At 55.7% G+C, this 21147-nt stretch carries 22 protein-coding genes; 13 read left to right on the top strand and 9 right to left on the bottom strand.

Going from position 1 to position 21147, the window contains the following annotated elements; translation table 11 throughout:
- Nucleotides 1–7 precede the first annotated feature (7 nt).
- From lpxB to NZ823_07545, 5 genes are all read left to right on the top strand, one after another.
- Nucleotides 8–1132 carry a lipid-A-disaccharide synthase gene (gene lpxB, locus NZ823_07565; GenBank protein MCS6804985.1) on the top strand — a complete coding sequence of 375 codons (1125 nt, stop codon included), beginning with the start codon at nucleotides 8–10 and terminating at the stop codon, nucleotides 1130–1132.
- A 345-nt stretch (nucleotides 1133–1477) separates the two neighbouring features.
- Nucleotides 1478–1696, top strand: a complete 219-nt coding sequence (rpmE, locus tag NZ823_07560; protein MCS6804984.1) for a 50S ribosomal protein L31 — start codon at nucleotides 1478–1480, stop codon at nucleotides 1694–1696.
- Between the two features lie 69 nt (nucleotides 1697–1765).
- Complete coding sequence (gene prfA / locus NZ823_07555; protein ID MCS6804983.1) at nucleotides 1766–2845, top strand: peptide chain release factor 1; 1080 nt, start codon at nucleotides 1766–1768, stop codon at nucleotides 2843–2845.
- A 77-nt stretch (nucleotides 2846–2922) separates the two neighbouring features.
- Nucleotides 2923–3786, top strand: a complete 864-nt coding sequence (prmC, locus tag NZ823_07550) for a peptide chain release factor N(5)-glutamine methyltransferase (protein MCS6804982.1) — start codon at nucleotides 2923–2925, stop codon at nucleotides 3784–3786.
- Between the two features lie 38 nt (nucleotides 3787–3824).
- Entirely contained in the window at nucleotides 3825–4172 is a 348-nt protein-coding gene (locus NZ823_07545; GenBank protein ID MCS6804981.1) for a histidine triad nucleotide-binding protein, read from the top strand.
- Between the two features lie 200 nt (nucleotides 4173–4372).
- On the opposite strand, the gene NZ823_07540 is transcribed toward NZ823_07545, so the two are convergent.
- From NZ823_07540 to NZ823_07520, 5 genes are all read right to left on the bottom strand, one after another.
- Entirely contained in the window at nucleotides 4373–5236 is an 864-nt protein-coding gene (locus tag NZ823_07540) for a cation diffusion facilitator family transporter (GenBank protein MCS6804980.1), read from the bottom strand.
- A gap of 350 nt (nucleotides 5237–5586) precedes the next feature.
- Entirely contained in the window at nucleotides 5587–7305 is a 1719-nt protein-coding gene (locus tag NZ823_07535; GenBank protein ID MCS6804979.1) for a M1 family aminopeptidase, read from the bottom strand.
- An 888-nt stretch (nucleotides 7306–8193) separates the two neighbouring features.
- Complete coding sequence (locus tag NZ823_07530) at nucleotides 8194–9006, bottom strand: ABC transporter permease subunit (GenBank protein MCS6804978.1); 813 nt, start codon at nucleotides 9004–9006, stop codon at nucleotides 8194–8196.
- Entirely contained in the window at nucleotides 9003–9971 is a 969-nt protein-coding gene (locus tag NZ823_07525; protein MCS6804977.1) for an ABC transporter ATP-binding protein, read from the bottom strand. The genes NZ823_07530 and NZ823_07525 overlap by 4 nt, the downstream gene beginning before the upstream one ends.
- A 66-nt stretch (nucleotides 9972–10037) precedes the next feature.
- A complete protein-coding gene (locus tag NZ823_07520) occupies nucleotides 10038–10733 on the bottom strand; it encodes a TlpA family protein disulfide reductase (protein ID MCS6804976.1) in 696 nt (231 codons plus the stop codon).
- Between the two features lie 60 nt (nucleotides 10734–10793).
- Here NZ823_07520 and NZ823_07515 point away from each other — a divergent pair, with 60 nt between their 5' ends.
- The 3 genes from NZ823_07515 to NZ823_07505 are packed head-to-tail and all read left to right on the top strand — an operon-like array spanning nucleotide 10794 to nucleotide 11998.
- Nucleotides 10794–10955 (top strand): hypothetical protein, encoded by a 162-nt coding sequence (locus tag NZ823_07515; protein ID MCS6804975.1) that lies wholly within the window; start codon nucleotides 10794–10796, stop codon nucleotides 10953–10955.
- 23 nt (nucleotides 10956–10978) lie between these two features.
- Complete coding sequence (locus NZ823_07510) at nucleotides 10979–11515, top strand: zinc ribbon domain-containing protein (protein MCS6804974.1); 537 nt, start codon at nucleotides 10979–10981, stop codon at nucleotides 11513–11515.
- 12 nt (nucleotides 11516–11527) lie between these two features.
- Complete coding sequence (locus NZ823_07505) at nucleotides 11528–11998, top strand: zinc ribbon domain-containing protein (GenBank protein ID MCS6804973.1); 471 nt, start codon at nucleotides 11528–11530, stop codon at nucleotides 11996–11998.
- Between the two features lie 43 nt (nucleotides 11999–12041).
- Here the strand turns inward: NZ823_07505 and NZ823_07500 are convergent, their stop codons facing one another.
- The 3 genes from NZ823_07500 to NZ823_07490 form a co-directional block, all read right to left on the bottom strand.
- Nucleotides 12042–12377, bottom strand: a complete 336-nt coding sequence (locus NZ823_07500; GenBank protein ID MCS6804972.1) for a DUF1992 domain-containing protein — start codon at nucleotides 12375–12377, stop codon at nucleotides 12042–12044.
- A gap of 61 nt (nucleotides 12378–12438) precedes the next feature.
- Nucleotides 12439–12636 carry a 30S ribosomal protein S21 gene (gene rpsU, locus NZ823_07495; protein MCS6804971.1) on the bottom strand — a complete coding sequence of 66 codons (198 nt, stop codon included), beginning with the start codon at nucleotides 12634–12636 and terminating at the stop codon, nucleotides 12439–12441.
- 58 nt (nucleotides 12637–12694) lie between these two features.
- The gene (locus tag NZ823_07490; protein MCS6804970.1) at nucleotides 12695–13801 is read right to left on the bottom strand and encodes a glycosyltransferase; all 1107 of its coding nucleotides are present in this window, start codon (nucleotides 13799–13801) and stop codon (nucleotides 12695–12697) included.
- A 66-nt stretch (nucleotides 13802–13867) separates the two neighbouring features.
- On the opposite strand from NZ823_07490, the gene NZ823_07485 reads away from it, so the two are divergent.
- The 5 genes from NZ823_07485 to NZ823_07465 all read left to right on the top strand — a co-directional run bounded on the left by NZ823_07485 (nucleotide 13868) and on the right by NZ823_07465 (nucleotide 19824).
- Complete coding sequence (locus tag NZ823_07485) at nucleotides 13868–15022, top strand: prepilin peptidase (protein ID MCS6804969.1); 1155 nt, start codon at nucleotides 13868–13870, stop codon at nucleotides 15020–15022.
- 306 nt (nucleotides 15023–15328) lie between these two features.
- A complete protein-coding gene (gene leuC, locus NZ823_07480; GenBank protein MCS6804968.1) occupies nucleotides 15329–16729 on the top strand; it encodes a 3-isopropylmalate dehydratase large subunit in 1401 nt (466 codons plus the stop codon).
- A complete protein-coding gene (leuD, locus tag NZ823_07475; GenBank protein MCS6804967.1) occupies nucleotides 16729–17322 on the top strand; it encodes a 3-isopropylmalate dehydratase small subunit in 594 nt (197 codons plus the stop codon). Before leuC ends, leuD begins: the two co-directional genes overlap by 1 nt.
- 101 nt (nucleotides 17323–17423) lie before the next feature.
- Nucleotides 17424–18743 (top strand): MFS transporter, encoded by a 1320-nt coding sequence (locus NZ823_07470; protein MCS6804966.1) that lies wholly within the window; start codon nucleotides 17424–17426, stop codon nucleotides 18741–18743.
- A 103-nt stretch (nucleotides 18744–18846) separates the two neighbouring features.
- Nucleotides 18847–19824 carry a TGS domain-containing protein gene (locus NZ823_07465; protein MCS6804965.1) on the top strand — a complete coding sequence of 326 codons (978 nt, stop codon included), beginning with the start codon at nucleotides 18847–18849 and terminating at the stop codon, nucleotides 19822–19824.
- Between the two features lie 584 nt (nucleotides 19825–20408).
- Here the strand turns inward: NZ823_07465 and NZ823_07460 are convergent.
- Nucleotides 20409–21104, bottom strand: coding sequence for a metal-dependent transcriptional regulator (locus NZ823_07460; protein MCS6804964.1), 696 nt, complete (start codon nucleotides 21102–21104; stop codon nucleotides 20409–20411).
- Nucleotides 21105–21147 lie beyond the last annotated feature (43 nt).

Raw genomic sequence — 21147 nt, 5'->3', positions numbered from 1 at the left:
TCGGCTGATGATACTGGCCGGCGAAGCATCCGGCGAGCAACATGGAGCCGACTTGATGCACGCGTTGCGCCGTATTGCGCCCGGAACGGCGTTTGAGTTTTTTGGCTCAGGTGGTCCGCGCATGCGTCAGGCGGGCGCCGATATTCTGATTGACATCAATCAGGTCAGCATCATCGGGCCGGTGGAAATTCTGAAAGCATGGCGCAGTATCCTCCAGGCATTCCGCACACTTAAACAAGCTGCCCGCGAACGCCAGCCAGACGCTGTGATTCTGATTGACTGGCCTGAATTCAATCTCAAGATGCTGAGGTTCCTCAAGCAGATTGGACGGCGCACGATCTATTACATCAGTCCACAGCTCTGGGCTTGGCGTCGGTATCGGCTGCGCACGATCAAACGATATGTAGACAAGATGGTTGTCATTCTGCCGTTCGAGTTAGACTTCTATCGCCAAGCTGGAGTGGAAGTCGAATTTGTCGGCCATCCACTGGTTGAAATGGTCCGGGCGACCAAAGATCGAACCGCGTTCTGCGCAGAACATCAACTGGAGCCGGACCGCCCGATCATCAGCTTTCTGCCGGGCAGTCGCCGCAGTGAAGTAACGCACATCTTTCCCGTTATGCTGGAGGCGATGGCTCGCTTGCGCTCACTGGGCGCTCAGTTCGTGGTTCCACTCGCTCATACGATCCCACGCGCATGGGCCCAAACGATGATGCGTGGCGAGCATTCTGCGTTGGGTCTCACCTTGATCGAACACGATACCTACAACGCGGTAGCTCATTCAGAGCTAGCCGTCGTCGCCAGCGGGACAGCCACGCTGGAGACGGCCTTGCTGGAAACACCGCTGATCGTTGTCTACCGGAGTTCAACGCTGAATTACTGCCTGATTCGGCCGTTGATTCATCTGAATACATTCGGCATGGTTAATTTGATTGCCGGCGAAAGAATCGCTCCTGAACTCATTCAGTTTGATATGACGCCGGCGCGACTAGCCGAGACGATCTATGGTTTGTTTCAGAATCCATCCGCGCGGGCAATCATGAAGCAAAAACTGAAACAAGTGAAACAGAAACTCGGCATCGGAAACGCTGCTGAACGAGCGGCAAAGATTGTGATGAACGTCCTCCTCTAAAAATAACCATTTTCATCCTTCGTGGCGTGCGCGGAGCATAAGGGCGATTCCCTTGAAAGTAGCCCACCAAACACACGAAGCTCACGAACGAACCGTATTTTCATCTTTCGTGGCGTGCCATGGCATAAGGGTGATTCCCGGCGAATAGCCTCGCATAATCCTCCGAGAGAATCATGCGCGTCTCCGGGACATTGTGTCCTTCGATCAAGTACTCTTCTTGCGTCGTCGTGGACTGCATGGCGCTGTCATGATGCCACTATGAGTCTCTGGACTCAAACTTGACAGGTCTGGCGCGTGAGGCTAGCTTATCTGCTTAGGTTAAGCATAAAGGAGGCAATTGTTGTTGTGAAAAAGGAAGGTCATCCCAAATACGATTTTGTCACGGTGCGGTGCGCCTGTGGCGAATCGTTCCTGACACGCTCGACGAAAAAAGAGATCCATTTGGAAATCTGTTCGGCTTGCCATCCGTTCTTCACGGGCAAGCAAAAGTTCGTTGACAGCGCCGGTCGCGTCGAGCGATTCCAAAAGAAATACAGCAATTTCTTAAACGCCGGCACAAATTAGCGATCCGAAAGCCACAAGCCGCGCCTGGATGTTGACCGGCTTGTGGCTTTTGCTGTGTCTTGATTCGGTATGTTCGACAAGTTGAAAGAAATTGAATTGACCTACGAATCGTTGGCTGAGCAACTGAGCGATCCTGAGGTGATTGCCGATCAGGCTCGCTATCGAAAGGTCGCCAAGCAACACCGCGAGCTCGAACCGATTGTTCAAGAATTCCGTCGCTACCAAGCGCTGCAGGCCTCGGTGCGGCAGACGCGCGTGCTGCTCGACGAGGAAAACGAACCTGAACTGCAAGCGTTGGCCCGCGAAGAATTGGCCAAGCTGGAAGACGAGCTGGCCGCATCGGAAGCGCAGTTGAAACTCTTGCTGTTGCCCAAAGACCCCAATGATGACAAGAACGTCATCCTGGAAGTCCGCGCCGGCACAGGCGGCGATGAGGCAACATTGTTTGCTGCTGAGATTCTGCGGATGTTCACGCGGTATGCTGAACAGAAAGGCTGGCGCACGCAGGTGCTCGACGTATCCGAATCAGACATCGGCGGCATCAAGGAAGCGATTGCTTTAATCGAGGGGCAGGGCGCCTATTCGCGGCTGAAATATGAATCGGGCGTTCACCGCGTCCAACGGGTGCCGGTGACTGAAGCCAGTGGGCGCATCCACACGTCTGCCGTCACGGTGGCCGTGCTGCCCGAAGCCGAAGATGTGGACATCAGAATTGATCCCAAAGATATTCGCGTTGATACATTCTGCTCGTCAGGCCACGGCGGACAATCGGTTAACACCACCTACTCAGCGGTCCGGTTAACTCACCTGCCGACCGGATTGGTGGTATCGTGTCAGGATGAGCGCTCACAGATCAAAAACCGCGAGAAAGCCATGCGCGTGCTCCGTTCACGGCTGCTGGAGCTGGAGCGAGAAAAACAACAGGAGCAAATCACCGCCCAGCGCCGTCAGCAAGTCAAGAGCGGCGACCGAAGCGAAAAAATTCGCACATACAATTTCAAGGAAAATCGCGTGACCGACCATCGCATCGGCCTGACGTTGTATCAACTCGACCTCATCATGGATGGCCAGTTGGACCCGCTCATTGATCCACTCATCACGCACTTTCAGGCAGAGAAGCTCAAAGAGCAGACTGCTGTGGCGGCATAAGCTCTCCGTGATCGGATGTCAGACCTTAGAGTTGCTCCCCATCAGGTTTAACATCGAAACAGGCTGAACACTGCTTTATGACGATCCGGGAAGCCATTGCCAACGCTACCCAGCTTCTCACCAACGCGGGTATCGCCGAGCCCCGCGTGACAGCACAACAACTGCTGGCTGCGTTGCTCAAAAAAGACCGGGCGTACCTCATCACGCACAGCGATGACAGGTTGGAGCCTAACGTGGCCGATCAATTCCAAACATGGGTGATGCAGCGGTGCCGTGGTGTGCCACTGCAATACATCACCGGACATGAGCAATTCTATGGCCTTGATTTCCTGGTCACGCCTGATGTGTTGATACCGCGCCCAGAGACCGAATTGCTCGTTCAAGAAGCGTTGCTCAGACTCCAAGAACCGGCGCCGTTGATCATTGATGTCGGGACGGGGTCGGGGTGTCTGGCCATCACCTTAGCTGTTCACCGGCCTTCGTGCCGCGTGCTGGCGTTAGATATATCCGAGGCGGCGCTTCGCATCGCCCGATTGAATGCGCGTCGCCATCAGGTAGAAGATCGAATTGAGTTCCTAATCAGCGACGTGTTCTCAGGCTTAACTGCCAAACGAATGACAACCAAAGCTGACCTGATCGTCTCCAATCCTCCTTATGTGGCTGAACATGAGCGCGACTCGCTACAGCGCGAAGTGCGCGAATACGAACCATCTGTTGCCTTGTTTGCCGGCTCGGATGGATTAGCGTTCCATCGGCGGTTGCTGATGGAAAGTCCGGCCTGGTTGCGCCCAGGTGGGTACCTCATCATGGAGATGGGCTTCGGACAGCATCAACCGATGCTCGAGCTTGTAGACCGATCTACCTGGCTGATTGAATCAATTGTGCCCGATCTTCAAGCGATTGAACGAATCATCGTATTGCGTTTGACTGCTCAAGGTTGATAAGATGAACACTCAAAATCATAGGGAGAGAAAGACGGATGGAAGACAACTGCCTTTTCTGTCGCATCATCGCGGGCGATGTTCCCGGCGAAATTTTATATCAAGATGAGTATCTCATCGCACTCAAAGATATCAATCCGCAAGCGCCCACGCACACGCTGATCATTCCACGGGAACACATGGAATCTCTCAACGACGTAGGACAAGGCGACGAAACCCTGCTGGGACATCTGCTGCGCGTGACCGCCAAGGTGGCTAATCAAGCTGGCCTTGCTGATGATGGGTATCGCGTCGTGATCAACTGTGGCCCTCAAGCCGGCCAGTCGGTGCTCCATCTGCACATTCATCTGTTAGGTGGTCGCCCGATGGGGTGGCCGCCCGGCTGATTCCACTGCCAATGACGCTTCGGCGAATGGGGCTCTTTGCACAGTGACGCCGGCCTCGGAATTGCATCGCATGAGTTATTGAGCGTCCGGCTCCACACGTCTGATGCAACCGGCTTGGCAACTATCATTGTTGTTGACATCCACAGCCTCAAAAACACGTGGCTCTACGTGACTCACTCAACTCGGTTGGCAACTCCCCATCACGAGGGTTCAACATGAATGGTGATCTGACTCGGCCCTAATGCCTCGACCAACCGACGCTCCACTTCTTCTGTCACCAAGTGGGCGCGATAGACATCCTTGGCATTGACTTCAAGATTCAACTCAACATACATTCGCTGGCCATCGCTGCGTGATCGAATTTCATAAGCGCGTTGTACGCCCGGCACGTCCATCACGAGGGCCTGGATACGCGCTGACGATAACGGTGCAGCATCCACCAGCACCGGCACAGTCCGTTGAAAAATTTGCCAGCCAGCATGGGCAATCAGGCCAGATACAACTAGGGCAAGCACCGGATCGAGCCATGGCCATCCCATGCGCATCAAAACCAACCCGGCTAAGATGGTGGCGCTGACGTAGATGTCGCTGCGCGTGTGCAACGAGTCGGCAATCAGGTAATGGCTTCCCAAACGCTCCCCTGCGCGGCGCTCGTAGATATAAACGAACAGGTTCACCAACATCGTCACCGTCATGCCGATCATCGTTAAGCCGGAGACCTCTAATTCAGCGACCGGTCGGAACAAACGATGCAGCGCATTTTGAACAAGCTCAAAACAGACCACCCACAGCAACCCCCCCACGCTAAAACCGGCAAGCGATTCGAATTTGCGATGACCATACGGATGCTCTTCGTCGGCCTCGGCGGTAGCCACACGCACAATCAGTAAACCGACCACGTTATTGATTGCGTCCGTTGATGAATGAATAGCGTCGCCGATCACGCTGAGTGAGTTGGCCAATAACCCGATGACCAACTTGGCAACCACCACCGCCAGATTCAAGCACAGGGTGATCACCAGGACCCGTCGCACGCCACGATAATATAGTTCTTGGGAAATCATGGACGAAGCGCTAGCAATAAATCCGAAGCTCCAAACCCGTGGAGCGGGAAATCCCAAGCCCCTGCGGGAAATCCCAAGCCCCTGCGGGGAAATCCCAAGCCCCTGCGGGGAAATCCCAAGCACGAAATCCGAAATCCGAAACAAATTCCAATGACCAAACTCTCAAATGTGAAACAAGGATTGGGGCAGCGTTTGGAACATTGAGATTCTTGACGTTTGAACTTGTTTCGGATTTCGTGCTTGGGATTTCGGATTTCCCTCGAAGAGGGCCGGATTTCCCCCGAAGAGGGCTTCGGATTTCGTGCTTCGGATTTGGAATTTCCCTCGAAGAGGGTTTGGGATTTCTTTGATCAAAACGGTCTGACTGCATACCTGCCTACGCGCGTCATCTGACGAGCAATGGTGCGACCGAGCCATTCAAAGGCCGATGGACGACCTTCATCCGACGGCCCAATACCGGCCGACACCACGATGCGATATTCCGGTTTTCCAATATCCTGATCGCCGCGCCGCCAGGCTATCCACCGTTCGTAGAGTTGAGCAACTTGTCCACTGCGTTGGCCTGCCGACCGCCGAAGCAGGCGCAACAAGGCGGATTCGTCGGCAATCCCAAACAAATGGTTGAGGTAGTATTGCTGTAAGGCACTTGTCAACTGCGGCTCGCCCACCACCTGACGCAATGCCTCCAGCAACAAGGCTCCTTTCACGTGCACAATCGAGGTATATTGAAAGTTATTCTTGAATCGGCTGACCGGCTGGTTCGCCGATTGATCTTGGCCACCAAACATCCGGTAAACACGATAAGCCGCTTTCAATTGAGCCTCGACTTGTGCGTCTCGCTCTTCTGGCCCGTAGTTTCTTTCGTAATAGCGTAACGCCGCATGTGTAGCCAACGTGTTGTCAAGGAAATGGGCGCTACGACAATCGCTGGCGACCACAGCGCCCCACCATTGTCGAGCGACGGCATAGGCCACATGGAATTCCAATCCTTGTTGAATTAACTCGGCATGCTCGCGGATCATGCCAGGCAACGCCAAGCCACGCGGACTCTGAAAATCAACGTAATAGGCGCGAGCCAGCGCAATCAACGAGCTAGCTGATGCGCTCATCCGTCCGGCTGGCAGCGGCGTTGCCACCAGACGCAACTGCTGATAGGGATATGGCCCAAACAAACTCTGATAAGCGGCCACCGCCTTGGCCGCATATTGCAACACCTGACGAGCTACTGCTTCATCATCGGGCAGAAAAAACGATTGCACCTCTACAGGACCAACCTGCTCCGATACCATGTCAAGTTCCAGCCCGGCAATCACGAGCACATCGCGCACCCCCTCTCCCCGCCACAGCCAGGCTCGCTTGCCAGCCTCGCTTCGGACAGCCGCTGCCCGACCCGAAGCATGAACCATCACACCCGCCGGCGCGCGAATCAACAATTCATAATCAGCCGCCTCACCACAGAATTCATCGTCCACGGTGCGCGTCACTTGTGTGTACCATTGGCCATTGCGCCGAGGCGCCAGGATCGGATGAAATCGAGCTAACACGGTAAACTGCTCGGAGACAAAAAATGGAGGGTCCACGTAAGTTCGACGCTCGCGGCTGTTAATGACCTGAGCGATCTGTTCGGTGAAATGCGCCGGCAGTGTGTTGAGCATCGGGTCTAGCGGCGGCACTTTGCCGACAAATTCCAGCTCTAACCGGATTTCATCCCCCTTGGCCAACAGCTTGGGGAGAGTGACTTCAACCCTGGTAGAGTCGTGGACCTGAAACTGAACTTCCTCATCGTCCACTTTAACCCGACGGACAAACAACAACGGCGAGGCATCCTTGCTCGAAGCCGTGCGCGCATTGGGAGCCAGCAAAAACCACACCACATCGGAGGCTACTCCATCCGTGTGCACATAGCGAACAGTCTCCTGCCCCCAGTAGGTTAAGGAGCCTTGGTCAAGGTCAAGCTCAATGCGATAGGTCGGGCGTGCACCGGCTGACCCCAACAATTGCCGCGCCTCAGCGCGGGCCTGCATCCACGGCCACAACATCACAAGCAGGACAACAGCGACTTGGCGCATCCGCCGCCACACCATAGAAGCGTAGTATAGGTTAGTTCGCGTTGAAGCTCAACGGAGGCATCAATTCGATGGCGAGATCAGCAGTAAGTAGCCGGGTTCACATCGAACCTTGCTCTCGGCTACTTACCGCCGAGGAAAAGGCAGCATATTTTCTCGAGCAGAACCTTGTTGCCCTTCGGCAACCGTTCCTTTAGCCGTTGTCGGTTCAGCATACAAGTCGGCTCCGCTCAAACTTGCAACCGACTATGAGCAAGCATCGTGCCAACTGGCTAGCCCAGGGAATTCGCTTTCCAGAAATTGAAAACACAATGTTTATAAATCTGCCATCGGCCTCTCCGCCACAACACGGAGTGAAAGGAATGTTTCAACCTGAGACACGGTAGTTTCAATTTTGAAAGGTAGCAAGAAACTATCCGGCTCGACATGCTCTATGAGCCACTACCGTGTGAGGGCAGTTTACCAGCTCAACATGGGCTATGAGCAATTAGCCTGTGAGGGCAGTTTACCGGCCCGACATGGTCTATGAGCTATTAGCGCGGTTTGCGAATGAGTCAGCCCAGGGAACGCACGCCATTGGTATCCGCACATTAGCCCCTCAGCGGCTATTGAATTTGTTGTAGGGGTACACGCCGATGGCCCCGACGACCAGGCGCCACTGCCACACCATACCCCAATGTGCAGCCAGCCGCGTCAGCGGCTACTGAGTTTAGCCGGGCTTTTGAAAGCCAATGGCATTAAGTTGAGAATCTCATGGAACACGGATGACGCGGATTCGGCTGATCAACGCGGATCAATCCGTGAAAATCCGCCGCATCCGCCTCATCCGCGTTCTATCCAACTCCACTAACTTCTGTCTGACCCGTTGAGCGTTCAGATGAGTCACCGTGATCACTCCGTCGCCGACGTTACATCCTGACGGCGGAACAGCCACCAGCCGAGCAAGACCATCACCGCCGAGTAATCAATGATATGTAGCAAGCCCCAACCCCAAGGCAGCGATTGAAGCTGTGTTTTCATGAGTGACTCGAACAGCATATCAAAGCAATTCGTGGCCGGCAGCGGAAACACAAGCGCCTTGTGCATCCATTCGGGCATTCCCAGTCCAAGTAGGCCGACCAGGCTGCCAAGAGTATTGACGGCAGCGTCGCCATTGTAGATCACTACGGCGAGCAGCGCGGCGATCCACGCACTGAAGCGTTGCGCCAAACCAAAAGCAAGGCTCAACATCAGCAAAGATAGCGCCGCATGTCCTAGCAGAACGAGCCCATGCATTCTCCCCAGCGGTTGTTCCGTTACGTACACCAAGCCGACATAGACGCCAGTGAGCACCAACCAGACCAGCAACAAGTAAACCACGCTGCCAAGATAACTCCCCAACAGATATTCCCATCGCGCCACCGGTTTGGCCAGCAGACTGAAAACCGTGCCATCGCGAATATCCTGTCGCGTCACGGTCACGCCGATGACTAATCCCACTAGATCGGCAAACCAGCCCATCAACATCGTCACAAAGAAGAACAATCCCATGGCCATTTGCTGAGCTTCGCTCGGTTGACCAAGCTGTGACGCCGTTCTAATCATGAAGAGCGAGGAACTCATCAACCCGATGATGAGTAACGCCACCACCAGGGTCACGATCACCAGCTTCTGGCGCCACAGCCGACTTAGCACATGACCAGCAATGATCACAGTCCGCGTCACCGCTGTTTCTCCATGTCGTCACTCGCGGGAGTTGTTTGCGGCGGTCCGACAAGCTGAAGGAAAACCTCTTCGAGCGTCCGCGTCTTCGGGATGAATGATCTGAGGAGACCGCCGTGTGAACGAATCGTATCCAGAACTGTCTGCGCGAGCGCTTCATCGCCGACGAACACATGAAAGAGGTCTTCATCCTGCGTGATGTTCAGACTCATTTGGCGCAGGCGCGGCGCCGCCGCCTCTGTCGGATCGGTGAAAGCGATCTGGTAGCCGGCCTGAGCGCCGATGACCTCGTCCAGTGTGCCGCCCTGAACCAGTCGTCCACGGTTGATGATGGCCACACGGTCACACACGGCCTCGACTTCTGAAAGAATATGCGACGAGAGGAAAATGCTCGTCCCTGCCTGCTTCAACTCTAGCAACAGGTCGCGCACGGCGCGGCGTCCGAGCGGATCGAAGCCGGATGTAGGTTCGTCAAGGATAAGCAGCGCCGGCTCACCAAGCAACGCCTGCGCGATCCCCAATCGTTGGCGCATGCCGCGCGAATACGTGGCGATCTTTCGATTGCGCGCGTCCCACAATCCTACTCGGTGCAATCGTTGTTCAATCTGCTGACGCCGCTCACGCGCTGGAATGCCCATCAGTTGTCCGAAGAAATTCAACAACTGCGTCGCCGTTAAAAACGAATAGAACGCGTGATGCTCCGGCAGATAACCGATTCGCGCGCGCACGCGGTGGTCGCTCGGCGACGAACCAAACAGCGCGACATGGCCGCGCGTCGGCTGTAAAAACCCCATGAGCACGTTGATGGTCGTGGTCTTTCCAGCGCCATTGGGTCCAAGGAAGGCGAATATCTCACCACGCCCGACCTGCAGGTCTAAATCGGCCATCGCTTCGACGCGATTCTTCCGCCACCAGCCCGAAGTATAGGTTTTTGTTAAACCCACTGTCTCGATGATCCAATCACTCACGTGATCTGTTCCTCACGAAAGCGAATCATTACGACGCCATAGCTAAGCACTCTCCGGCTCGATTAATCATTCACGTGACGTGTCCTGCTGAATCGCGCCAATCTGATAATCCAGCTTAAACTGGACTCCTCCTTTGTACCCTTCCTCAACAAGGCGGATGTGACCCATCGGATCAATCACGTACAAACTGGGCAGCGCCTGCACATTATATCGCTCAGCGACACTCCCATTGCTATCGAGTAAGATCGTGAATGGCAATTGGCGCTGCTGGACAAACCGGCGCACCACGGCTGGTTCTTCCTGGAGGTTCACCGCAAGCACCACAATGCCCTGCCATGTTCCGTCTTTCTGTTTCTTTTGCATCCAGGCTTCCAGCTCGTTGAATTCCGCGCGACATGGCCCGCACCACGTCGCCCAGAAATCAAGGATGACGGTGTTCCCTTTCAAATCATCCAACTTGACCGTGCGGCCATCCAGGTCTTTCAGTTCGAAGCTCGGCGCTGGCGTGCCGATATTCAAGCCGCCCCGGCGAATCGGGATGACGCTGCCATGTCGTACCTTGTACTGCAACGCGAACGATGCTCCGACAAACAGAATCAGCAGAAGCGTAGCCAGATGGCGTCGAGCAAAAGGAGCACGCGCGCCCGGTGGATTGCTGTTGACCACCTCCATGCGCAGGATTCTACTTGCGCGCGTCAGAGCGGTCAATGAATCTGGAGAAATGGCTGAGAACCTGAACCGATTGGCCTGCGTATCGTCCATAGCGAGCCGATCTGTCATTGTGCTATAAGTACCGGCTCACTACATTCTGGAGAATCGCCCATGAGTCCAAGCTCGCCACGAACGATGAAAAAGAAATTCTTTCACGTCGTTGCTGGTTTGGTGGGCTATTTTTCTAAAGAGCTGACAGCGCCTGATGCCGAACCGCGACAGCGACACGCCGATATGTTCAAACGTCAACAACGCACGAATGAGCATCCGTAAGCCTATTGCCGGAGGAACGAACTATGTATTGCCCCAATTGCGCAGCGCCGACTTCATCCGGTCAGAACTTTTGCCGAGCCTGTGGATTCCACCTGTCACAGATTGTGAGCGCAGCGTCCAACTCATCCTCACCTAGCGGCGTGGACGCGAGCGCGTATTTGACCGAGCGAGGCCGCATGCGACGCTGGGGATTTATCACGTTTTGGGGCGGTATAGTGCTCGCTGCGCTGATCAGTATCGTTGGCGGGGCCATCGAAAACTTGAATCGTCCCATGGGCAATTTCCTACAAGACGTTGCCCCCATTGGCGGCTTGCTGTGTGTTGTTGGGCTGGGCATGATGATCTATTCGTTGTTTCTACCCAAAGAGCCGCAGCAGTGCCGACCGACTTTAGCGGTCGCCTTGCCTCGGTCTGCTTCAACGATGCCTGTCTCACTTGAACAGCGTCCTGAGGCTGCACCCAGCGTCACCGAACACACGACAGAATTGTTGGAAAATGGTCAATCGCATGCAGCGCAGTCAATGCCGGCGCGTCAGCCCAAATCAGTGAAATCGTCGTGAGGTCTCAACGCTATGTTTTGCTATAACTGCGGCGCGCATGCCACACCGGGACAGAAGTTCTGCCGCGCCTGTGGCGTTCATCTGAGCCAGGTGCTCCCGCATGAACCGGTTGCGGCGTGGCCGCCCACGCGCTCATCATCACGCTGGCAAATCCTGACAGATGTTCTGACGGACGCCATTCAAACAGGTCTGCAATACATCAGAAACCCTCTGCCAGCGATGTCCGACAGGCCTCCCCAGAGCGTTCGTTACCGGCACTGGGGACTGCTGGCCTTTTGGGCCGGCGTGGCGGCCCTGCTAGGCGTGCAAATAGGTATCGTTCTAATCGTGGCCGGAATCTGGATGATGGCCTACGCCCGTGGGTTTTTCAGCCCGGCCCCACAAGCAAACGCCACGCGCTCGCTCTACGAGCCTACGAGTGGTCCACATGAGACAATTTCACCAGAGAACCGACGGACAGACCGTTGGGAGAAAACAGGCTGAGCGGCAGCGCAATGCACACACAGCTTGCAAGCCGATGCGCCGGTCACAGCGCAGACTTCTGCAGCAGATTCAGGCGTAACACCATCCACCGAATTTCTTTCATTAACCGTTGACGCTCATCGGCTCGTTTAGCGCGCGCGTATTCGCGTTTCAGATGAGTCAATTCCCGGCGCAGAGAGATTTCGACCGGCGCAATGCCGGCGTTCTTCAAAATCTTATTGGCCAATCGTCGCTCCGGAGGCTCTAACGGATCGTCGTGGAACACCAATGGCTTGCCTTTGCCCGGCAGGTTGTCAAATTCGCCTCGCTCCATCGCTTCAGTAATTTTCCGTTCAGCGATCAAGCGAAATACGTCAATGCAATCGCCATCAGTGAACATAAGCGGGAAGCTGGTTGATTGGCGTCAGAGGAGTCATGAGCGCGTCATCGCGATCCGTGCGTCATTCGGCTTCTCGTCGCAATCGGCGGCGGTCGCGCTTGCGAGCCAAGGCTGACTTCAATCGTCGTTTCTCGCCGGGTTTCAGATAAAAGGAATGTTTCTTGATGTCTTTGATGATGTCTTCTTGCTGCACCTTGCGCTTAAATCGGCGCAGCGCCGCTTCAATGGTCTCGTTATCGTTTACAACAATGACTGCCACAAATCTTCGGTTGTCCTCCTCATGAGTGATTTCGAGGCAATAGTTGTTGCATGACAGCCTAGCGGCTGTCAAGGACGTTGCGATAAACAGCCTCAATCCGATCAATGACCATTTCACGTTCAAATCGCCGGCAAACATCCTGCTGACCGGCCCGACCGAGTCGCTCACGCAACGCACCATCGTTGAGCAAGCGATCAATGGCCTCTGCCAGCGCGTCGGCCTGCCGAGGCGGGACGAGCAATCCGGTTTCCTCATGCACAACAATCTCGGCAGGTCCACCCACATTCGACGCAATCACCGGGACGCCCGCCGCCAGCGCCTGGATCAGCACTAGCGAGAAAGCTTCAAACCATGAAGGGACGACGAGGATGGACAATGCTGCATATAACTGAGGCAAGTCATCAACCCAATGAAGAAACCGAACGCGGTGGCTCAAGGCTAACTGACGAACCAAACCATGCAAGTAATCGGTGAAGCGCGTCTCTTTGCCCTGCTCTTTGCCAACAATGACAAACAACACATCATCGCGGATGGCGGCAATGCGTGAGGCGGCGCGAATGAATTCTTCTTGCCCTTTGGCTGGCGTCAGTTGACCGACAAGCCCGACCACGAAGGGCGCTGACAATCCAAAACGGGCGCGCGCTTGATGACGGTCTGGCAAGGTTCGATACTGATCCAGGTTGATCCAATTCGGGATCGTGACTACATGATGCGAGGGAAGCTCTAACGAGGCAATCAACTGCTGCCGCACAAATTCCGAAACGGCGATTATTTTCGCTACGCGACGAAACATGCGGCGGTATCCCCAATTCCGTTTGAGCGGCAAGTAGTGATGTCGCGTCAGCACCAAACGAGCGCGGCCAGCCAGCCACTCAGCCATAGCGCAGACAGGATAATCGCGGGCGACGTGCCCGTGCAGGATGTCAATATCTAACCGTCGAATCAGGCGGCTGAGCTTCCAGGCCGACGCCAGGTCCAGGGAATGACGCAACCGAAGTAGCTCAAATGGAATTGCCGCTGCACGGAGTTGTTCGATCAATGGCGTGTGCGGGCGCACCACCACATGCACCGCATGGCCGCGTCGAATCAACGCGCGACATAGATCAACCAGATGCGCTTCGCCACCACCCAGGCCGGTAGCTGATGAGACATGCAGGATGTTCATTTTCTCAGCCCACACCGTTGCCTGCCAACGTCAAACAATGCTAGCTTAACAAGCCGACCGTCAAACATGGATATTCAATCGCTTGCTCCTGTGGCTGCTTGGTTCCTCTCGCTGATCGTGATCCTGATTGGACTCGCCGTCGGCAGCTTCTTGAACGTAGTCATCTACCGCGTTCCCCGCGAAATGTCAATAGTCACGCCGAGGTCGCATTGTCCCGCTTGTCACACGCCGATTCGAATCAGCGACAACATTCCTCTGTTCAGTTTCATTCGTCTCAAGGGTCGCTGCCGCTGGTGTGGCCAGCGGATTTCTATTCGTTATCCGCTGGTTGAATTGATAACGGCTATGCTCTTTTGGGTTGTGTGGCGTGTTGATGGACTGACATGGCTGCTACTGACGGATTGGGCTTTCGTCTCGGCGATGATCGCGTTGGCGATGATTGATCTGGAACACCGCCTGCTCCCTGATCGCATCACCTATCCGGGATTCGTGCTGACCGTCGGACTGCGCGGGTTTCTCAGCCCAAACCAGGACGCCGCTGAACTCAACCTGATTGACCGTCACACCGCGTTGATCGGTTCAGCTCTGATTGCGCTTTCGGCGCTCGTCATGTTCGCCATCGAATGGTTGGATTATCACTTGATCGGGCGACGGCTCGAGCAGATGGAGCGTGCCCGCGCCGCCGGCGATGCAACATCGGATGCGCACGCCGCAGCCGGTGAACCGGCCAGTGCTAGTTCTGCCGTGAACGAAGCGCTGCCGGCTGAATCCTCACCGCCACACGGCGACCCTGTCAACGTGATAACGCTCACGCTCGCTGGATTGCTCGCCGGCGTTTTTTTCCTCACGGTCATCAACCAACCAGAGGCGCAGACTGCGCCCCGCGTGGAGGCGATCATCGGCGCATGGGTGGGCGCCACGCTAGGCGCAGGAACGATCTGGCTCTTGAGAGCGGTTTACTTCGTGGTGAGAAATATTGAAGGCGTCGGCTTTGGCGACATCAAAATGATGATGATGGTCGGCGCCTATCTGGGCTGGTCAAGCACATTCCTAACGCTATTGTTGGCTTCGCTGCTAGGATCACTCATTGGCGTCATGATCATGATCCGACAACGGGATCGGTTTGCCGGCATTCCCTACGGCCTATTCATCGCCATAGCTGCCGTCATCGCGTTATTGGCGGGCAAACCACTGGTCGGTTGGTATTGGGCTCAGATGTGATACTAACTGCCTCCGAAGACGCTCTATGCCGTTGCCTGTGGCTGCTTGTTGCTCTGCGTTTTGTCAATTCGCAATCACATTACGTTGCACGTTTGGCTACCTTCGTATGCGCCGCTTGCGCGGCTCAACAAAAACGCGCATAGGATGAGTAATCCCAAATGCCATCAGAAAGTCGGAGACTACTGCTTGGACATTCTGCTCCTACTCTTCCCTGTCGCGCGAGCCGTTCCATTGCCACGCTTGACTTGCTCAGCATCAATTCATAGAATCGCCGCTCCGAGCAAGTTTTGAGCAATAGATTCAAGTATGGCTGAAACACTTCTAGAGAAGGTATGGCGAGCACACACCGTGCGCCAGTTGCCGTCAGGACAAACGCAATTGTTCATCGGCTTGCATCTGATTCACGAGGTGACGACGCCACAGGCATTTCAGATGATCCGCGAGCTGGGCTTGCGTGTTCGCTTTCCTGATCGAACATTTGCCACAATTGATCACATCGTGCCGACTGAGTCTCAAGTGAGGCCGTTTGCTGACGCGCAGGCTGAGGCGATGACCGCTGAGCTGATCAAGAACACCGAGGCCAACGGAATTAGGCTGTTCAACATCGGCAGTGGCCATCAAGGCATCGTGCATGTCATTGGTCCGGAACTGGGACTGACCCAGCCGGGCATGACCATTGCTTGCGGCGATAGTCACACGTCAACTCACGGCGCATTTGGGGCGCTCGCCTTCGGCATTGGCACCAGTCAAGTGCGCGATGTGCTCGCTACACAAACGCTGGCGATGAGCAAGCCAAAAGTTCGGCGAATCGTGGTCAATGGAAGGCTTCCGCGTGGCGTGTATGCCAAAGATGTGATCCTGGCCATCATCCGCCGGCTCGGCGTCAAAGGTGGCGTCGGCTACGCTTATGAATATGCCGGCTCAACCATTGAAGCAATGACGATGGAAGAGCGCATGACCATCTGCAATATGAGTATCGAAGGCGGCGCGCGTGTTGGGTACGTCAATCCAGATCAAACAACCTTCGATTATCTCAGGGGTCGTCCTTACGCGCCGTCATCTGAACAATTCGACCGCGCTGTGGCATGGTGGAAAAGCATCGCGTCGGATGCCGACGCTCACTACGACGACGAGGCGCAGTTCGACGCCGACGCGCTGGAACCGATGGTCACCTACGGCCTCAATCCTGGTCAATCGCTGGGCATCACGGAGACGATTCCTGACCCAACGCATTTGCCCGAATCCGAACGCGCTGCTTATGAAGAAGCTATCGAGTTCATGGGCTTCAAACCGAACCAGCCGATTGCCGGCACGCCGATTGACGTGGCGTTCATTGGCTCCTGCACCAATTCGCGGCTGTCAGATTTGCGCATTGCTGCCGAACTGGTGCGAGGACATCGTGTGGCGCCGCGTGTGCGCGCGCTGGTTGTGCCCGGTTCGGAAGCTGTCGCTGCTCAAGCCGAGGCTGAAGGATTGCACGAAATCTTCCAGCAAGCTGGCTTTCAGTGGCGAAAGGCGGGTTGCTCGATGTGCTTGGGCATGAATCCGGACAGACTGCAAGGCCGCGAGTTGTGCGCTTCATCGAGCAATCGGAATTTCAAAGGGCGCATGGGCAGTCCCACCGGTCGCACGGTGCTGATGAGTCCGGCCATGGTGGCAGCGGCAGCCATTACCGGCGAAATCACCGATGTGAGGAGGCTGTTTTGATGAATCCGGCGGCCATTTCAACAGTGACCGGCCGGGGCATTCCACTGCCCGGCAACGATATTGACACCGACCGGATTATCCCCGGACGATTCTTGCGCGTCATCACGTTTGAAGGCCTTGGCCAGTTCGTATTCGCCGATGAGCGTCAGCAAAATCCTAACCATCCGTTCAATCAGCCCCGCTACCAAGGCGCTACGATTCTGATCGTCGGGCGCAATTTCGGCTGCGGCTCATCACGCGAGCATGCGCCGCAGGCGCTCATGCGTTGGGGCATTCGCGGCATTGTTGGCGAATCGTTCGCCGAAATTTTTTTCAACAATTGCACAACCATTGGCGTCCCCTGCCTGCGCGTTGCCCAGAGCGATGTTGACTGGCTCATGGAAACCGTCAAGGAACGCCCGGATGAACAGATTCAGCTTGACCTGACAGACATGACCGTGCGCATCGGCCAACGAATCATTCCCGCCATCATGCCGGACGGCCCGCGCCGTCAACTGTTGGATGGCACATGGAACTCCACCGCGACGCTGCTGGAAGCCGGCGACGCGATCGAGCGCACGGCCCGCCGGCTGCCTTACATAGCCGGCTTCTGAATCGCGCATAGGGTTGTCGGCCTGAGAGCGTGACTGATTGCAGATTCAACAGCAATGCTCTATCATGCGACTTCCACATAACTCACCTGTAAGGAGGACACGTGCAACAACCGATTGAATCGGCTGCTGCTCAAAGCAGAGCGTCATCAGGTTTGTTCTATGGGTGGTACCTGGCATTTGCCACAGTGGCGATTTATTTCATGTCCAATGGAGCCGGGATTGCTCTACCGCCGAATTTTTACCCGGCGCTCATCAAGGAATTTCAGATGACTGAAGCGGCGGTGTCGCTGTGCGGCGCTATTACGTTGATGCTGGCCGGGCTGCTGGCGCCGTTCGGCGGCAGATTGATTGACCGATTCGGCGCGCGACGCCTGATGCGCGTCGGTGTCGTGCTGCTGGCGGTCACGGTGTCGCTCTATCCACTGGCGCAAGCCGGCTGGCACCTCTACGTGTTGCATGCGTTGTTTGCCGCTGCGTTGACTTTCTGCGGATTGCTCATCAGCGTGGTGTTGCTGTCGCGCTGGTTCCACATCTGGCGTGGGACGGTCATTGGACTGCTGGTCGCCGGCTCAAGCTTAGCCGGAGCGATTTTGCCGAATGTGGTCGCGCCAATCATCGCAGACCCTGACTGGGGTTGGCGCTGGGCTTATGGCTTGATCGCCGCGATGGTCTGGGTGGTCGCCGTGCCATTGGCCTTCCTTGTCATCAAGGAAGACCCGCGCGAGATTGGGCAATTCCCCGACGGGCGCTTACCGAGCGATCAAGATCAGCCGGCCACGGCGACCGGTCACGTGACCCTGCCCGGCGTCACATTGCAACAGGCGCTGCGAACCAGCGTGCTGTGGTTTTTGGCATTTGGCTCCGCATTCATTTGGTTCGCCATTCTCGCCGTGCAGAATCAATTGGTCATCTACCTGAAAAAGGATGTCGGCCTCTCGCAAGAGGCGGCTTCGTTTTACCTGAGTCTCATCTTCATGTTCAGCATCGCCGGCAAATTCGGTTTCGGCGCGCTGAGCGACAAAATGACCAAACGAAGCGTCATGATTTTGACGACAATCCTGCTGTTCATCGGCAGTCTGCTGCTGCTGGAAGTGGGCTCTGGCGGCGTCTCTCTGGTCACGAGTCGCCCACAGCTCATTGCATTCGCCGTGTTGTTTGGCGCGGGCTACGGCGGCACGTTCAGCATGATTCAATTGATGGTCCCGGAATGCTTCGGCCCTAGAGAACTAGGCCGTATTCTGGGCATCGTCACGTTGATTGATACGATCGGCGCGTTTGTCGGCATTACGTTGACCGGCTACCTGCGCACAAGCACAGGCAGTTATTTGGTCCCGTTTTTGACTGTTATCTTTGTCTCGCTGCTCGGATTGATCAACGTCTGGTTTGTGCGACCGTTGCCGTATCAACACCGTGAATCATGATGGTTCATCTGGTTTGTGCGACCGTTGCCGTATCAACGCCGTGACTCGTGATCCTGCATTGAATCACGAGTCACGAAGATGTTTGCATCTTTGAGCAAGCACTATGCCGGCCAATCTGTCTCCAGAGTATTTGGCGGCTGAGGCACGATTTCGCCAGGCCACAACGCCACAGGAAAAGCTGGCGGCGTTGGAAGAGATGCTCTCGACTATCCCCAAACACAAAGGCACGGAGAAAATGCAGGCGGACATCAAACGCCGCATCTCCAAGCTGAAGAACGAAGCTCAGAAAAAAACCGGCGGCGCCAAACGCAAAACATTTTACAACGTCGAGCGCGAAGGAGCCGGGCAGGTCGTGCTCGTCGGGCCACCTAATTCAGGTAAGTCGCAGTTGCTCGCGCGATTGACCAATGCGACGCCGGAGATCGCTCCCTATGCTTTCACAACGCGCGTCCCGTTGCCCGGCATGATGCCGTTTGAGAACATCAAGATTCAATTGGTAGACCTGCCGCCGATCGCCCGTGAATTCTCCGAACCGTGGCTCTTCGGCATTATCCGTCAAGCTGACGCGGCGCTGCTCGTCGTGGATGCAAGCGATGACGATGTTCTGGCATTGACTGATGGCGTTGTCTCCTGGTTGCAAGAGCTGAACATTCACCTGATCCCGGCCACTGCGCCCGAAGCAACGCCCGGCAAGCGCACCTGGCTGGTAGCGACACACGTGGAGACGCCAGCAGCGCACGACAACGTGGAGATTCTGCGAGAATTCTTCGGTGACCGATTGCCACTGCTGGCCGTGTCTACGCAAACCGGGTTGAATCTGGAACAGCTCAAACGAGCCATTTTTCGTTCGCTCAATGTGATTCGCGTCTACACGAAAGCGCCGGGAAAACCGGTTGATCGCGCTGCGCCATTCGTGCTGCCGCATGGTAGCACAGTGATCGAAGCCGCCCGGATGGTGCACAAGGATTTTGCTACACACTTGCGCTACGCGCGCATCTGGGGCTCCGAACGCTTTCAAGGACAAATGGTCAATCGTGAGCACGTGCTGGAAGACGAAGACGTGGTCGAATTTCATATCTAGAGCGGTTTGTGAATGAGTTTATCCTTGGAGTGCACGCTTCCAGCGCGCCGGAGCCCGCAAGAGCGGGTGCTCCCAGGTTTTCATCCTTCGTGGCGAGCGCGGAGCTCATAGGCGATTCGTGTGAAGATAACCCACGAAACACACGGAGTTCACGAAAGAATTCCATTTTCGTCCTTCGTGGTGTGCGATAGCACATGGGCGATTGCCTCGTGAAACGTCTAGACCGCGGTTGGCAATGATAGCTGCACCACATTTGCGATAGCACATGGGCAATTGCTTCGTGAAACGTGGTCTTTCGTAGGCCAATTGGTAATGACATTGTGGTTGTGTCTGACAGGAGCGGCGTAATACAGTAACGTTTCTGCGAGGTGAGCTACGAGGGCACGCCAATCAGTTCCGGCGACACTGATTGACTATCCGGCGGCGGATGGAGAACCCATAGCCGAGACCGATGTACATCGAGACTTAGCGCGGTTTGCGAATGAGTTGACTCTGGGAGCGCCTGCTTGCAGCGTGCACATTAGCTCGCAAGATGCAGGGCCTCCAGGCCAAAGGCAATTGAAAATTGCTATAGATATAGAGGATCACTCTATCCCCTGATGGCGAAGCTGAGCCGGTTCGTCATCCAGCGCCCGCCACACGTAGATATGGCGGGCGATTGCCTCCTCCAGCGCGATCTCGGTCTCGTCGCATTGAATGACGTAGCTGGGCCATTTCTGCAACAGCCTCAGATGCACGCCGGGCGTCACGCCCAACGCCGTCAATTTCAAGAGCCGAGGGTGATCCTGCGTGCTGAGGTAGGCCACCCGTCCGACTTCGCCGATCCGCAGGTGATCACACGGCACCACAATCGAGCTGACCTGCTCGCGCGCCGGCTGACAACAAGGGCCTTCAGGAATGGGACGTTGGTGGGGACAGTAGCGAGGGTGGCCTAAGAGCGTGCAAATGGCGTTGGTGATCCCTTCGGCAATCAGATGCTCGAACTCGCAAGCGGCATCTTCTGTTTCTTCCACATCCGCGTTGAGCACATCGTACATCAAGCGTTCGGCCAACCGATGCCGGCGAATGATGGAAGCCGCCAGCGCCTCTCCTTTCGCCGTTAAGCTGACGCGACCCGCCGGATCAACGGCGATGAGGCCTTCCTGCTCCACCTGACGGAGCAGATGATCGGTCACCTCGGTATGAGCCATGCGGCGAACGTCCGCCAGTGAGGCGTCTCCCTGCTCTTGAAGCGTCCATACCGCCTCCAAAATCTCAGCCGCGTCCATTGAGATGTCCATAACTTGTGCCTTCCTCTGCTTTATCAATGACGATTCCATTGGT

The sequence above is a fragment of the Blastocatellia bacterium genome (assembly GCA_025054955.1).
Lineage (GTDB): Bacteria > Acidobacteriota > Blastocatellia > HR10 > J050 > JANWZE01.
Note: the sequence above shows the minus strand (reverse complement) of the source record. Positions and strands in the feature narration are given on the sequence as shown.

Coding starts and splice junctions, on each gene's coding strand:
- lpxB (MCS6804985.1), top strand. CDS start 8: ATGATACTGGCCGGCGAAGCATCCGGCGAGCAACATGGAGCCGACTTG.
- prfA (MCS6804983.1), top strand. CDS start 1,766: ATGTTCGACAAGTTGAAAGAAATTGAATTGACCTACGAATCGTTGGCT.
- prmC (MCS6804982.1), top strand. CDS start 2,923: ATGACGATCCGGGAAGCCATTGCCAACGCTACCCAGCTTCTCACCAAC.
- NZ823_07545 (MCS6804981.1), top strand. CDS start 3,825: ATGGAAGACAACTGCCTTTTCTGTCGCATCATCGCGGGCGATGTTCCC.
- NZ823_07540 (MCS6804980.1), bottom strand. CDS start 5,236: ATGATTTCCCAAGAACTATATTATCGTGGCGTGCGACGGGTCCTGGTG.
- NZ823_07535 (MCS6804979.1), bottom strand. CDS start 7,305: ATGCGCCAAGTCGCTGTTGTCCTGCTTGTGATGTTGTGGCCGTGGATG.
- NZ823_07520 (MCS6804976.1), bottom strand. CDS start 10,733: ATGGACGATACGCAGGCCAATCGGTTCAGGTTCTCAGCCATTTCTCCA.
- NZ823_07515 (MCS6804975.1), top strand. CDS start 10,794: ATGAGTCCAAGCTCGCCACGAACGATGAAAAAGAAATTCTTTCACGTC.
- NZ823_07510 (MCS6804974.1), top strand. CDS start 10,979: ATGTATTGCCCCAATTGCGCAGCGCCGACTTCATCCGGTCAGAACTTT.
- NZ823_07505 (MCS6804973.1), top strand. CDS start 11,528: ATGTTTTGCTATAACTGCGGCGCGCATGCCACACCGGGACAGAAGTTC.
- NZ823_07500 (MCS6804972.1), bottom strand. CDS start 12,377: ATGTTCACTGATGGCGATTGCATTGACGTATTTCGCTTGATCGCTGAA.
- NZ823_07490 (MCS6804970.1), bottom strand. CDS start 13,801: ATGAACATCCTGCATGTCTCATCAGCTACCGGCCTGGGTGGTGGCGAA.
- NZ823_07485 (MCS6804969.1), top strand. CDS start 13,868: ATGGATATTCAATCGCTTGCTCCTGTGGCTGCTTGGTTCCTCTCGCTG.
- leuC (MCS6804968.1), top strand. CDS start 15,329: ATGGCTGAAACACTTCTAGAGAAGGTATGGCGAGCACACACCGTGCGC.
- leuD (MCS6804967.1), top strand. CDS start 16,729: ATGAATCCGGCGGCCATTTCAACAGTGACCGGCCGGGGCATTCCACTG.
- NZ823_07465 (MCS6804965.1), top strand. CDS start 18,847: ATGCCGGCCAATCTGTCTCCAGAGTATTTGGCGGCTGAGGCACGATTT.
- NZ823_07460 (MCS6804964.1), bottom strand. CDS start 21,104: ATGGACATCTCAATGGACGCGGCTGAGATTTTGGAGGCGGTATGGACG.